General features: G+C 45.1%; 10 protein-coding genes. 5 read left to right on the top strand and 5 right to left on the bottom strand.

Annotated elements, in window-relative coordinates; all coding sequences use genetic code 11:
* Nucleotides 1-23: 23 nt before the first annotated feature.
* The 4 genes from GO495_RS03580 to GO495_RS03565 form a co-directional block, all read right to left on the bottom strand.
* The gene (locus GO495_RS03580; protein WP_157298315.1) at nucleotides 24-1,154 is read right to left on the bottom strand and encodes an aspartate aminotransferase family protein; all 1,131 of its coding nucleotides are present in this window, start codon (nucleotides 1,152-1,154) and stop codon (nucleotides 24-26) included.
* A gap of 62 nt (nucleotides 1,155-1,216) precedes the next feature.
* Nucleotides 1,217-2,200 (bottom strand): N-acetyl-gamma-glutamyl-phosphate reductase, encoded by a 984-nt coding sequence (gene argC, locus GO495_RS03575; RefSeq protein ID WP_157298314.1) that lies wholly within the window; start codon nucleotides 2,198-2,200, stop codon nucleotides 1,217-1,219.
* Nucleotides 2,201-2,208: 8 nt separating this feature from the next.
* Nucleotides 2,209-3,402: an argininosuccinate synthase gene (locus tag GO495_RS03570; protein ID WP_157298313.1), complete on the bottom strand. Its 1,194-nt coding sequence runs from the start codon at nucleotides 3,400-3,402 to the stop codon at nucleotides 2,209-2,211.
* A 19-nt stretch (nucleotides 3,403-3,421) separates the two neighbouring features.
* Nucleotides 3,422-4,225 carry a GNAT family N-acetyltransferase gene (locus tag GO495_RS03565; RefSeq protein ID WP_240915142.1) on the bottom strand — a complete coding sequence of 268 codons (804 nt, stop codon included), beginning with the start codon at nucleotides 4,223-4,225 and terminating at the stop codon, nucleotides 3,422-3,424.
* A 582-nt stretch (nucleotides 4,226-4,807) separates the two neighbouring features.
* On the opposite strand from GO495_RS03565, the gene GO495_RS03560 reads away from it, so the two are divergent.
* Entirely contained in the window at nucleotides 4,808-6,202 is a 1,395-nt protein-coding gene (locus GO495_RS03560) for a Gfo/Idh/MocA family protein (protein WP_157298312.1), read from the top strand.
* A 237-nt stretch (nucleotides 6,203-6,439) separates the two neighbouring features.
* Here the strand turns inward: GO495_RS03560 and GO495_RS03555 are convergent, their stop codons facing one another.
* Nucleotides 6,440-7,732, bottom strand: a complete 1,293-nt coding sequence (locus tag GO495_RS03555) for a sugar MFS transporter (RefSeq protein ID WP_157298311.1) — start codon at nucleotides 7,730-7,732, stop codon at nucleotides 6,440-6,442.
* 327 nt (nucleotides 7,733-8,059) lie between these two features.
* On the opposite strand from GO495_RS03555, the gene GO495_RS03550 reads away from it, so the two are divergent.
* From GO495_RS03550 to GO495_RS03535, 4 genes are read left to right on the top strand one after another with little or no spacing between them, the layout of a single operon-like run.
* On the top strand, nucleotides 8,060-9,691 hold the full coding sequence (locus GO495_RS03550; RefSeq protein ID WP_157298310.1) for an MFS transporter: 1,632 nt from the start codon (nucleotides 8,060-8,062) through the stop codon (nucleotides 9,689-9,691).
* Nucleotides 9,663-10,628, top strand: coding sequence for an ROK family protein (locus GO495_RS03545; RefSeq protein ID WP_157298309.1), 966 nt, complete (start codon nucleotides 9,663-9,665; stop codon nucleotides 10,626-10,628). Before GO495_RS03550 ends, GO495_RS03545 begins: the two co-directional genes overlap by 29 nt.
* 19 nt (nucleotides 10,629-10,647) lie before the next feature.
* Nucleotides 10,648-11,694 (top strand): glycosylasparaginase, encoded by a 1,047-nt coding sequence (locus GO495_RS03540; protein WP_157298308.1) that lies wholly within the window; start codon nucleotides 10,648-10,650, stop codon nucleotides 11,692-11,694.
* Complete coding sequence (locus GO495_RS03535) at nucleotides 11,691-12,440, top strand: copper homeostasis protein CutC (RefSeq protein WP_157298307.1); 750 nt, start codon at nucleotides 11,691-11,693, stop codon at nucleotides 12,438-12,440. Before GO495_RS03540 ends, GO495_RS03535 begins: the two co-directional genes overlap by 4 nt.
* Nucleotides 12,441-12,517: the final 77 nt, after the last annotated feature.

The following is a 12,517-nucleotide window of genomic DNA, read 5'->3' as shown; positions in this document are numbered from 1 at the left end:
TATATAGCGCTGTAATGATGAATTTAATTGTTTTCCAGTTCCTTTTTGAATGCTGCCAGGAACTCATCTGCATGCTCCCTGGTAAGCGCCAGTGAAGGTAACAGCCTTATTACATTTGGCTTCGCTTCCCCGGTAAAGATCTTATGTTTGAACAGCAGTTCCTTTTTCACATGGGCCAGTGATTCCGGTAACTCAATACCAATCATCAGTCCTCTTCCTCTTACTTCCAGTACCTGCGGGAATTTCTTCAGCTCTTCCATCAGGTAAGCGCCTACTTCAGCCGCATTCTCTATCAGGTTATCTTTTTCAATCACTTCCAGTACTGCCAGAGCGGCGGCGCAGGCCAGGTGATTACCACCAAAGGTAGTGCCCAGTAAACCATAAGAAGCCTGGATATGTGGCGCTATAATGATACCACCTATAGGGAAACCATTACCCATACCCTTGGCCATCGTATAAATATCCGCATTTACATCTGCATAGTCATGAGAAAAGAATCTGCCGCTTCTGCCATAACCGCACTGTACGCTGTCTGCAATGAATACTGCCTCATATTTATTACACAGTACCCTGATCTTTTGCAGGAAAGAGAAACTGGCTACCCTGATACCACCTACACCCTGTATACCTTCTATGATCACAGAGGATATGTCGTTTTCTTCAAATGCTATTTGCAGCGCTGCTTCATCTTCCCATGGAAGAAATATCACATTATCTGTTTCATTTACCGGCGCTACGATCTTGGGATTGTCCGTCACCGCTACTGCCAGAGAAGTTCTGCCATGGAATGATTTCCTGAAGGCAATCACTTTCTTCCTGCCATTATGGAAAGAAGCCAGTTTTAATGCGTTCTCATTGGCTTCTGCACCGGAGTTACACAGGAATAACTGGTAATCTTCCTTACCGGAGATCTTACCCAGTTTTTCTGCTAACTGCTTCTGTAAAGGAATATGAATAGAGTTAGAATAAAATCCTACTTTATGGAGCTGGTCTGTCAGCCGTTTTACGTAATGGGGATGTGTATGACCGATAGAAATAACGGCATGACCGCCATACAGGTCCAGGTATTTGGTACCTTTATCGTCCCATACATTAGAACCCAGGGCTTTCTCTATAGTGATATCGTTAACGGGATATACGTCAAATAGTTGCATTTGTTATTAAGTTGCGGGACCATCCTGAAGATTATTGGTCCATCTTGTGATGAAAGAGATACTTAAAATACGATCGACTTCAACTTAAGTCCTGCCGTTTCTTCCAGTCCGCACATGATGTTCATATTCTGCACCGCTTGTCCTGATGCACCTTTCAGCAGGTTATCTTCTATAGAATGAATCACCAGTTTATTACCTGTTTTTTCCAGTTGGATCAGGCATTTATTAGTATTCACTACCTGCTTGAGGTCTATTTGTCTGTCGCTTACATGTGTGAACGGATGACCGGCATAATATGCTTTATACAGTTGTTGTGCTTCTTCCAGGGAAAGATCACTTTCCAGGTAGGAAGTCACCCAGATCCCTCTGGCGAAATCCCCGCGTACCGGTATAAAGTTGATATCGGCGGCAAAAGAAGGCTGCAACAACTGCAGGCTTCGTCGTATCTCTTTCAGATGCTGATGAGTGAGTACTTTATAGGTGGATACGTTATTGGCCCTCCATGTAAAATGGGAAGTAGATTGCAGGCTCTGACCAGCGCCTGTAGAACCGGTGATACCGGTCGTATGCACTTCTTTCAGCAGCCCTGCTTTGGCCAGTGGTAATAATCCAAGTTGTATAGCTGTAGCAAAACAACCCGGATTGGCAATATTTTTCGCTGTAGCTATCTTTTCACGTTGCATCTCGGGCAATCCGTACACAAACTCCCGGCCCTTCACGCTTTCGCCCAGTCTGAAATCCTGACTCAGATCTATCACCTTCACAGCCGCTGCGATCTCATTGGCTTCCAGGAATTTCTTTGCTTCCCCATGTCCGAGACACAGGAAGAGGACGTCTATCTCATTACTCAGCTCACCTGTAAAGGTCAGCTCTGTTTCCCCTAATAAATCTGCATGTACGGCATACAGGGGATTACCGGCATTACTCCGGCTATGAACAAAAGAAATAATTACATCAGGATGATTTAATAAGATACGGATCATCTCTCCGCCTGTATACCCTGCACCACCGATGATCCCTGCCTTTATCTTTTTATCGTTTGCCATTTTATAGTCTATTTAGCGCTTTCAGATACCTGGTGCCAGATCATGGTCTGGTTACCGAATATCTTGCTGAAGCCTCTTACGTCTTCACCACTCCAGCCGTTATTCATTTCCCCGTACTTACCAAATTTGCTGCTCATCAGATCATAAACAGACTCGATACCTGTTACCTGGAACCGGTATGGCTGTAATGTTACAAACACATCGCCTGTAACATGCTGCTGGCTATTCTGCAGGTAAGCTTCAATGTCGCGCATTACCGGGTCCATAATCTGACCTTCATGCAGCCAGTTACCGTAGAACTGTGACAGCTGATCTTTCCAGCTTAACTGCCATTTTGTAAGTACGTGTTTTTCCAAAGCATGATGTGCTTTGATGATCACTACAGGAGCGGCAGCTTCAAAACCAACGCGGCCTTTAATACCAATGATGGTATCCCCCACATGTATATCACGGCCAATAGCAAATGGTCCTGCCAGTGTTTGTAAATACTGGATAGCGTCGGTAGGATGTGCAAACGTCTTATCATTCACACCGGTCAATTCACCTTTCCCGAAATGCAGTTTCACCTGTTCAGCATCCGTTCTGGATAACTGGGTAGGCCATGCTTCTTCCGGCAGGAAACCGTTGGAGTTCAGTGTTTCCTTACCACCTACAGAAGTACCCCAGATACCTTTATTAATAGAGTATGCAGCTTTTTCAAAGTTCATCTGTACCCCTTTACCCTTGAGATAGGAAATCTCTTCTTCACGGCTCAGTTTCAGATCACGTATAGGAGTAATAATTTCAACACCGGGGATCATGATATGAAAGATCATATCAAAACGCACCTGGTCGTTACCCGCACCGGTACTGCCATGCGCCACCGCAGTAGCACCTACTTCCTTCACATGTTCGGCAATGGCAATTGCCTGGCTCATACGCTCAGCACTTACGCTCAACGGATAAGTATTGTTTTTCAGTACGTTACCGAATACCAGATACTTAATTACATTATCATAATAAGAGTGTACTGTATTTACAGCTTTGTGGCTCTTTACTCCCAGGTTATAAGCGCGTTTCTCGATTTCCACCAGTTCTTCTTCTGTGAAACCGCCGGTATTTACAATCACGGAATGCACTTCATATCCTTTCTCTTCTGTCAGATATTTTACGCAGTATGATGTATCAAGACCTCCGCTAAAACCCAGTACTACTTTTTTCATTTATGATAATATTTTAAAATTAAAACAGATTGAATAAAAAGAACTTCTTCCTGCTGGAAGAAGCAGCGCCACCGCCATTGTCTTTTCCACTTTTCAGCAGCACATACCTTTTAAAACGGATCCACCGTTCGAATAACTTAAAGTTTCCTTTAAAGGTCCTGTCCTTCTTTTTATGATGCATCTGCCCGTTGGCAGCTACCAGCATCTGAGGTTGTACGTCTGTCAGCAGGGTGATAGAAGATGCTCTCATATTAGCGGCCTTCTCTTCAGCTTCCTTCGCTTTCTCTGCCGGATCGTACAGCATAGCAGTACAGAGGCAGTTCTTACGACCTTTGCTGGTTAGTACGTCGAAGTTCACACAGCTTCTGCATCCTTTCCAGAATTCTTCGTCATCTGTCAGCTCTGAATAGGTAACCGGCTCATAACCAAGCTCTGAGTTAATCTTCATTACTGCAAGACCGGTCGTTAGACCGAAGATCTTGGCATCAGGATATTTTTGTCTGGATAATTCGAACACACGCATTTTAATAGCCTTGGCCACACCATGCCCCCGGAAAGCCGGGTTTACGATCAGCCCGGAGTTTGCCACGAACTTCTCATGACCCCATGCCTCTATATAGCAGAAACCTACCCATTCGCCTTTGTCTGTTACCGCAATTACGGCCTTACCTTCTTCCATTTTCAACTGCACATATTCCGGAGAACGTTTGGCAATGCCTGTTCCACGTGCCTTGGCAGAAGATTCCATCTCATCGGTGATGGTTTTACCGTAATGCTGATCGTCAGCGGTCGCAACCCTGACAATGATATTTGGATTTTCCAATTTTGTCAATTGAAAATGTAAATCAATAAATAATAAGTCTAGAAATCCATCGCTGGATAAAATCACCATATGTGATAAAGGAGTATCACGGTGCGATAGCGTGCATTTTGTAAGCGGACACTATCAAATACGAGGTCGTCGGGAAAGGAATCTACAGACGTTGAAGGCAACAGAGTACACACCTTCCGTTAAGGAAGGATGATAAGCGGAAACGTTAGTATGATTTGAAAAGTTTTCCAACTTCTGTTCAACATTAAATTGTTAAAAACTGTCTAAATTAAATTCAAACGCAAAGTTATAATATTATTTTTTTATAACGCTGAAAAAAATTAAGACGATACGTTAAATTATAATCACCTATTTGCAAATTATGGGCCAAATATTGAATAGTATTCATTATCAATGACTTAAATATGAAAGGCTCACTACCAGCCCAACGGAGACCCTCAAATGAGTATCCGGCCTTCCATCACTTTTTGCAGAAATCATTATAAAAGAACAATCTAATTCTCTATTTTTAAACACCAGCTACTCATACACCACCAGCAATCACGTTATCGGCAGGAGTAAACCAAACAAAGCATGAAAAAGCAGCAATTACACAGGAGAAACTTTCTCAAAACCACTGTGGCCGCAGGTGTAGGACTTTCGCTCCTGAACACGCCGGCCCGGCTATTCGCTAATGTCAAAAAAGAAAAGGTAAGAGTAGGCCTTATCGGGGTAGGCGCCCGTGGCCAGGGTCATCTCAGCCTCTGCCTGCATCGGGATGATGTAGACGTTGTTGCCATCGCGGACCCCGACGTAAACTTCGCTATTCCTCAATGCCGCGAACTGATCACAAAGATCTACGGCGGCAAAAGAAAAGTGGCAGAATATACCAACGGTCCGGAAGATTTTTACAACCTGTTAAAAAGAGATGACATTGATGCTGTCATCATTGCTACCCCCTGGGAATGGCATACCATCCAGGCCGTTGCCGCTATGAAAGCGGGTAAAACACCTGCCGTGGAAGTATGCGGCGCATCAGATGTACAGGAATGCTGGAACCTCGTAAACACCAGTGAGGACACAGGCATTCCCCTCTTTGGTATGGAAAACGTTTGTTACCGCCGGGATGTGATGGCAGTGCTGAACATGGTCCGCCAGGGCTTATTCGGAGAAATCACCCACTTACAGGGCGGTTATCAGCACGATCTTCGCCCTATTAAATTCAATAACGGGAAACAGATTTCCGGTGGTGGCGTGGAATTTGGCGACAAAGGCATCTCCGAAGCCAAATGGAGGACCAATCACAGCGTACACCGCAATGGCGACCTCTACCCTACTCATGGCCTGGGACCCGTTTCCAACATGATCAACATCAACAGGGGCAACCGCCTGCTGTCACTTACATCCGTAGCTACCAAAGCACGCGGATTACACAAATACATCGTTGAGAAAGGTGGAGCAGACCATCCAAACGCAAAAGTGGAGTTCAAACTGGGCGATATCGTCACCACACTGATTCGCACCAACAATGGCGAAACCATTATGCTGTCTCATGATACTAACTCTCCCCGCCCTTATTCACTAAATTTCCGCGTACAGGGGACTAATGGACTTTGGATGGACGATAAAGCATCCGTTTATGTAGAAGGAAAAAGTCCTTATGATGAATGGGAAAAAGCAGGCGATGAAAAAACTGCCGGCAGCTATATGGAGAAATACGACCATCCGCTGTGGAAACGCTTTACAGCAAGCGCTGCAGGTGCAGGGCACGGCGGTATGGACTGGTACGTGATGAATTCATTTATTGAAAGCGTAAAACGGGGAGCACCATATGCACTGGATGTATATGACCTTGCTACCTGGTACGCCATCACCCCACTCAGTGAACAATCTGTAGCCGAAGGCGGTAATGTGCAGTACATCCCGGACTTTACCCGTGGCCGCTGGATGAACAGAAAGCCGATCTTTGCGCTGGACGACCAGTATTAATATTTTATCAATGTATAAAAAAGGGGCTATCTCAGTATATGAGGTAGCCCCTTTTTAATGTATGGCATAAGGTACTGAGATCCTGCTCTTAAAAAGGTATAAGCCCCCTATAAGTCCCATACAATCTCACCTTATTTAGAGGGGCTTGTATAGAGGTTATTATCAGTTTAAGTATATAAAAAAAGGAGGGGCTCTTCTGGTGAAAAGCCCCTCTTAAGTATAATAAGATATTTAAGATTATCGTAACCCTACTTTATGACCTGCCATAGCATAATACAGGATATAAATATAACCGGGGATCATACAATAAAAGAACGCATGTGTGAAGTTAATGTGATTTGCCAGTGCACCATAGATCTGAGGAAGAACACCACCACCTACGATACCCATTACCAGCATGGCAGAACCGATCTTGGTAAAACGTCCCAGTTTGGAAATAGCAAGTGGGAAGATAGCAGGCCACATCAGGGAGTTTGCCAATCCTAATAAAGCGATAAAAGTAATAGCTGTGTTACCTGTTGTAAGAAATGCACCGGTAGTAAAGAGAAGGCCGAGTATCGCACAAATCCTTAAACTTTTTTCCTGAGAAATATATTTAGGAATAGTGACGATGCCTATTACATAACCTACCAGCATTGCGACCAGTGTAAATGAAGTAAAGTACTTTGTTTTATCCAGGCTCATACCCAGTGATTTACCGTAGATACCAATAATGTCTCCAGCCATTACTTCAACACCTACATACATGAAGATACAAAGTACACCCAACAGAAGATAAGGAAACTGGAAAATGCTGGTACGTTTAGTAGTAACAGCAGCACCTGTTTCCGCCGGCTCTTCAGTTGTATCTATTTCAGGAAGCGAAGAACGGTTGATCAGGAAAGCGATAATAATAAGAACAATAGCCAATACCAGGTAAGGCATAATTACTCTTGAAGCAAGATTATTCAGCAATACCGTTTTCTCTGCCAGATCTGTAGTTTTGTCTATCTGAGTTTCCAGTGCAGTTGCATTTTTCAATACAATAGAACCTATTACATAAGGGCTGATAGCCCCGGCAATTTTATTACAGATACCAAGAATACTAATACGCTTTGCAGCACTTTCTATAGGACCAATTATACTGGCGTAAGGATTAGAAGCTGTTTGCAGTAATGCCAAACCGGCACACTGTACGAAAAAACCGGTAAGAAACAGACCATAACTGCGGCTGTTAGCAGCAGGAATAAAAATCAGGCATCCAATAGCAACTATTGCAAGGCTCCATGCCATACCTGCTTTATAACCTGTTTTATTAATTACCACAGACGCCGGTAAACCGAAAACAAAATAGGCAACAAAAAACGCCAGTGTAACCAGCAAAGCCTGAGAAGTGCTCAGCTCACAAGCTATTTTCAGAAACTGGATCATTGTCCCGTTCACCCACGTAATAAATCCCATCAAAAAATAAAGGATACCAAGAATACTCATGGACTGCACGAAACTGGCCTGCTTAGGGATGGCAAGTGACGATGACGCGGTGTTTGTCATACTGCTGCTTTAATGTTTTTTACTGATTTGATTGATACTTGCGAACATACTCAACAAATTCCGCATTTCATAATGATTAACGATCAACTAACACTTAATAATAGACAGATGCTAATTTTATATGGTAAATAGCTCAAAAAGTACACCTTAAGAATGCCATTTTAGGATTTAATCAAATTTCATTTGGTTTAGATAGAAATTTTACAACATATTAGCTAAAACGTTTTTGCATCAGAAAAATACTCAATAATTATTTGAAAATTTAGGAATTGTCGAAAAATAATTTATACATTTAACACGCAAAAATTACAGTAATTTAACACGTTTATGGCTCAACAAACAAAGCAAAGTACACATCCTTCTTTCTTTGTACTGATACTTGTATTTTTTTTCTGGGGATTTGTTGCTGCTTCCAACAGCATTTTCATCCCCTTCTGTAAGGCCCACTTTCATTTGAATCAGCTGGAATCCCAGTTGATCGACTTCTCATTCTATGGCGCTTACTTTATCGGCTCGTTACTGCTGTATCTTTTCTCAGCAATACGTGGCGTAGACATTTTAAACAAGATCGGCTACCAGAAAGGAATTATTTACGGCCTGCTCATTTCGGTGGTAGGTGCAGTTGCGTTAATCGCAGCAGTGAATATCGGTAACGGCATGGCCAATACCACGTATGCCTTCTATCTTATTTTAGGAGCCTTCTTTATTGTAGCACTGGGCTTTTCCCTGCAGCAAACCGCTGCAAACCCTTTCGCCATCTTATTGGGAGATCCGGCAAAAGGTACACACCGCCTCAACCTGGCGGGTGGTATCAACTCTTTCGGTACAACTATCGGTCCGCTGGTAGTAAGTATCCTGCTTTTTGGCAGCGCCAAGAATGCCAGTGATGCTGCACACACAGACATCAGCAAGATCAACAGTCTGTATATACTGCTGATCGTACTGTTCCTCATCGCTGCAGTGATCTTCTGGTTCTCTAAAATGCCTAAAGAAACTTCCGACGAACCTTTCGAAACCTCTTCCAAAGCCAGCGGTGCCCTCACAGCTATATCAGCTATGTTCATCCTGATCCTGGTAGGTATCGGTCTGCACCAGGAACTGCCATTCTTTATCACCGGTATTGTAGGTATCCTCGGTATCCTGTTCTATGCAAAGCTCACTTCACAGAAGAACAGCGAGGGCTGGGGCGCTATGAAGTATCCGCAGCTGGTACTCGGCATGATCGCCATCTTTGTATATGTAGGCGTGGAAGTGACCATTGCCAGTAACATGGGCGCCCTGCTGAAACATCCCGGTTATCTTACACCATCAGGTCTGTCTGAATCAGAGATCGACCCTTATGTTTCCCTCTTCTGGGGAAGTATGATGGTGGGCCGCTGGACAGGTGCTATCACCGTATTCAACTTTTCAAAAAGAACCAACAAACTGCTCTCCGTTATAGTACCATTCGTGGCTTATGGGGTAGTATTGGGGGCAAACTCACTGAAAGGGACTGATGTAAGTGTGTTATATCCTTATGCCGGCGTATTGGTTGTCCAGATCATCGGCTTCTTTGCCGGTCAGGATAAACCAGCTAAAACATTAATGATATTTGCGCTGTTAGGTATATTGGCAATGGTAACCGGTTTATTGTCTACCGGTTCTGTTTCGATTTTTGCTTTTATCAGTGGTGGTTTATTCTGCTCTGTAATGTGGTCCTGCATTTTCGCATTATCCATCGCAGGTTTAGGCAAATATACCAGCCAGGGATCTTCTTTCCTTATTCTTATGATCCTCGGTGGCTCTCTCATTCCTCCCGTACAGGGCGGTCTGGCAGATATTCCTTTCATAGGAATTCACCATTCTTATATAATACCGGTCGTATGCTTTGCGTACCTGGCATTCTTTGCATTTAGAGTCAAAAACATATTAAAATCACAGGGCATTGATTATGAGTCAGCAATTAGCGGTGGGCATTGATATAGGAGGCACCAATACGAAGTTCGGCATAGTAGATCGCAGAGGTAACATTCTGTGTGATGGGCGTATGTTGACAAACCAGCATGAAGAAGTAGATGCTTTCCTGGACGAATTACACGGACATCTTTCCGTACTGATCAACCAGGTAGGTGGTATTGAAAACATCAGAGGTATCGGCGTAGGCGCGCCTAACGGTAACTTTTATACAGGTAACATTGAATATGCTCCTAACCTTCGCTGGAAAGGGGTTGTTCCCCTGGCAAAATTGCTGGAAGCCAAATTTGGCGTACCGGCTATTCTTACCAACGACGCCAATGCTGCTGCATTGGGTGAATTCATGTACGGCGCAGCAAGAAGCATGAGAGACTTTATTGTTATCACCCTGGGTACAGGCGTAGGTAGCGGTATCGTTGCGAATGGTCAGCTGATTTACGGACATGACGGTTTTGCAGGTGAACTGGGTCACTGTATCGTGATCCCCGGAGGTCGTCTGCACACCGGCACCGGCGCACACGGTTCCCTGGAAGCATACGCTTCCGCTACCGGTGTTACCAACACAGCATACGAATTCCTGGAAGCCCGCCCTGATACCAAAAGTATCCTGCGCGAATACGCGAAGGAAGATATCAACTCCAAAGTAATATATGAGGCTGCCATGAAAGGCGATCCGCTGGCCATGGAAGTATATGAATTTACCGGTAAGATCCTGGGTGAAGCCCTGGCCAACTTCGTTATGTTCTCCAGTCCTGAAGCAATCGTGCTGTTCGGTGGTCTTACAAAGGCCGGCGACCTGATCATGAAGCCGGTACGTGAACATATGGAAAAAAACCTGCTTCCGATCTTCCAGAATAAGGTAAAACTGGTCTTCTCCGAACTGCAGGAAAGCGATGCCGCCATCTTAGGCGCCAGCGCCCTCGCATGGGAGATGAAAGACTAAAATCATAAATAAAAAAATTATGCAAGATCGCAGACATTTTTTAAAAGCAGCGGCCCTCAGTGCCGCTGCTTTATCTTTAGATGGCGTTAGCAAAGCTGCTCCATATGTAAAGCCAACCAAAGCCAAACCAATGGTCCTCTCTACGTGGGACTTTGGCCGTGCTGCCAACCTTGCTGCCTGGGAGATCCTGAAGAACGGCGGCCGTGCACTGGATGCAGTGGAAGCCGGGGTGAAAGTACCGGAAGCAGACCCTAACAACCATACCGTAGGGTACAGTGGTTTCCCCGACCGTGACGGTCGTGTTACACTGGATGCCTGTATTATGGACGAACTGGGTAACTGCGGCTCTGTAGCTGCCCTGGAACACATTACCCATGCGATCTCCGTAGCCCGCCTGGTGATGGAGAAAACGCCACACGTTATGCTGGTAGGCGATGGCGCTTTGCAGTTCGCACTGTCTCAGGGATTCAAAAAAGAAAACCTGCTGACACCGGAATCTGAAAAGGCCTGGAGAGAATGGCTGAAAAAGTCTGAATACAAGCCCGTAATGAACATAGAGAACAGTTCCTACGGTGCAGAGAAGGAAACCACCTTTAACCCGCTTAAACTGCCGGGTAATGTGTACAACCACGATACCATCGGCATGGTGGCAATGGACGCAGAAGGTAACCTTTCCGGCGCCTGTACCACCAGTGGTATGGCGTTTAAATTACATGGCCGCGTAGGAGACTCCCCTATCATTGGTGCAGGATTATACGTAGATAATGAAATAGGCGCCGCTACCTCCACCGGTGTAGGTGAAGAAGTGATCCGCATTGTAGGCAGTCACCTCGTTGTAGAACTGATGCGTCAGGGTTACTCTCCTGAAAACGCCTGTAAAGAAGCGGTTACCCGTATCGTGAAAAAGAACCCTGCCAGGGCCAAAGGCTTACAGGTAGGTTTCCTGGCAGTGAATAAGAAAGGACAACACGGTGCTTACTGCCTGCAGAAAGGCTTTAACTATGCCGTATTATCCAACGATTCCAACAACGTGCTGATAGACGGTAAAAGCTACTTCCCCGGATGATAACACTTGAAATATGCGCAAGCTCTGTTGCGTCCTGCATAGCGGCGCAACAGGGTGGCGCAAAACGGATAGAACTGTGTGATAACCTGCTGGAAGGCGGTACCACACCCAGCTATGCAACCATCGCGCTGGCCAGGGAAAAGGTGGATATTGATATCTACCCTATCATCCGCCCCCGTGGGGGAGACTTCCTGTATGACGACCTTGAATTTGCCATCATGCAGAAAGATATCGCCATGTGCAAACAACTGGGATGCAATGGCGTAGTGATCGGTTTACTTACAGCAGACGGACAGGTGGATGTCGAAAGGACCAAAATACTGGTGGAGCAGGCCTGGCCTATGGGCGTTACCTTTCACCGGGCCTTTGACATGACAGCAGATCCTATACAGGCGCTGGAAGATGTCATCAGTACGGGCTGCGAACGCATCCTCTCTTCCGGACAGCGGAATACCGCTCCTGAAGGCACAGAGCTGCTGAAAACACTGGTACAACTGGCGGAAGGACGTATTATCATTATGGCGGGATCCGGCGTAAGGGCTAACAACATCACAATGTTGGTACAGGAAACCGGCGCTACCGAGTTTCACACCACCGCCAGATCATATGTGGAAAGTAAAATGGTCTATCGCAACCCCCATGTTAGCATGGGTGGTATCCCCGGCGTACCGGAATATGGCATCTCATTAACACAGGTTGATGACGTAAAACTCATTCTTGAACTGGCCCAACAGGCAAAAGGCTGAATATCAATTGATATTCAGCCTTTCAGCATCAAGCATTCATCTTCTATTTTCTACATCATCAAATGTCATTTGTTATT

It is taken from the genome of Chitinophaga oryziterrae (assembly GCF_009758125.1).
Lineage (GTDB): Bacteria > Bacteroidota > Bacteroidia > Chitinophagales > Chitinophagaceae > Chitinophaga > Chitinophaga oryziterrae.
Note: the sequence above shows the minus strand (reverse complement) of the source record. Positions and strands in the feature narration are given on the sequence as shown.

Bases quoted from the DNA above. Each gene is read 5' to 3' on its own strand.
- GO495_RS03580 (WP_157298315.1), bottom strand. From the start codon at position 1,154: ATGCAACTATTTGACGTATATCCCGTTAACGATATCACTATAGAGAAA.
- argC (WP_157298314.1), bottom strand. From the start codon at position 2,200: ATGGCAAACGATAAAAAGATAAAGGCAGGGATCATCGGTGGTGCAGGG.
- GO495_RS03570 (WP_157298313.1), bottom strand. From the start codon at position 3,402: ATGAAAAAAGTAGTACTGGGTTTTAGCGGAGGTCTTGATACATCATAC.
- GO495_RS03560 (WP_157298312.1), top strand. From the start codon at position 4,808: ATGAAAAAGCAGCAATTACACAGGAGAAACTTTCTCAAAACCACTGTG.
- GO495_RS03555 (WP_157298311.1), bottom strand. From the start codon at position 7,732: ATGACAAACACCGCGTCATCGTCACTTGCCATCCCTAAGCAGGCCAGT.
- GO495_RS03550 (WP_157298310.1), top strand. From the start codon at position 8,060: ATGGCTCAACAAACAAAGCAAAGTACACATCCTTCTTTCTTTGTACTG.
- GO495_RS03545 (WP_157298309.1), top strand. From the start codon at position 9,663: ATGAGTCAGCAATTAGCGGTGGGCATTGATATAGGAGGCACCAATACG.
- GO495_RS03540 (WP_157298308.1), top strand. From the start codon at position 10,648: ATGCAAGATCGCAGACATTTTTTAAAAGCAGCGGCCCTCAGTGCCGCT.
- GO495_RS03535 (WP_157298307.1), top strand. From the start codon at position 11,691: ATGATAACACTTGAAATATGCGCAAGCTCTGTTGCGTCCTGCATAGCG.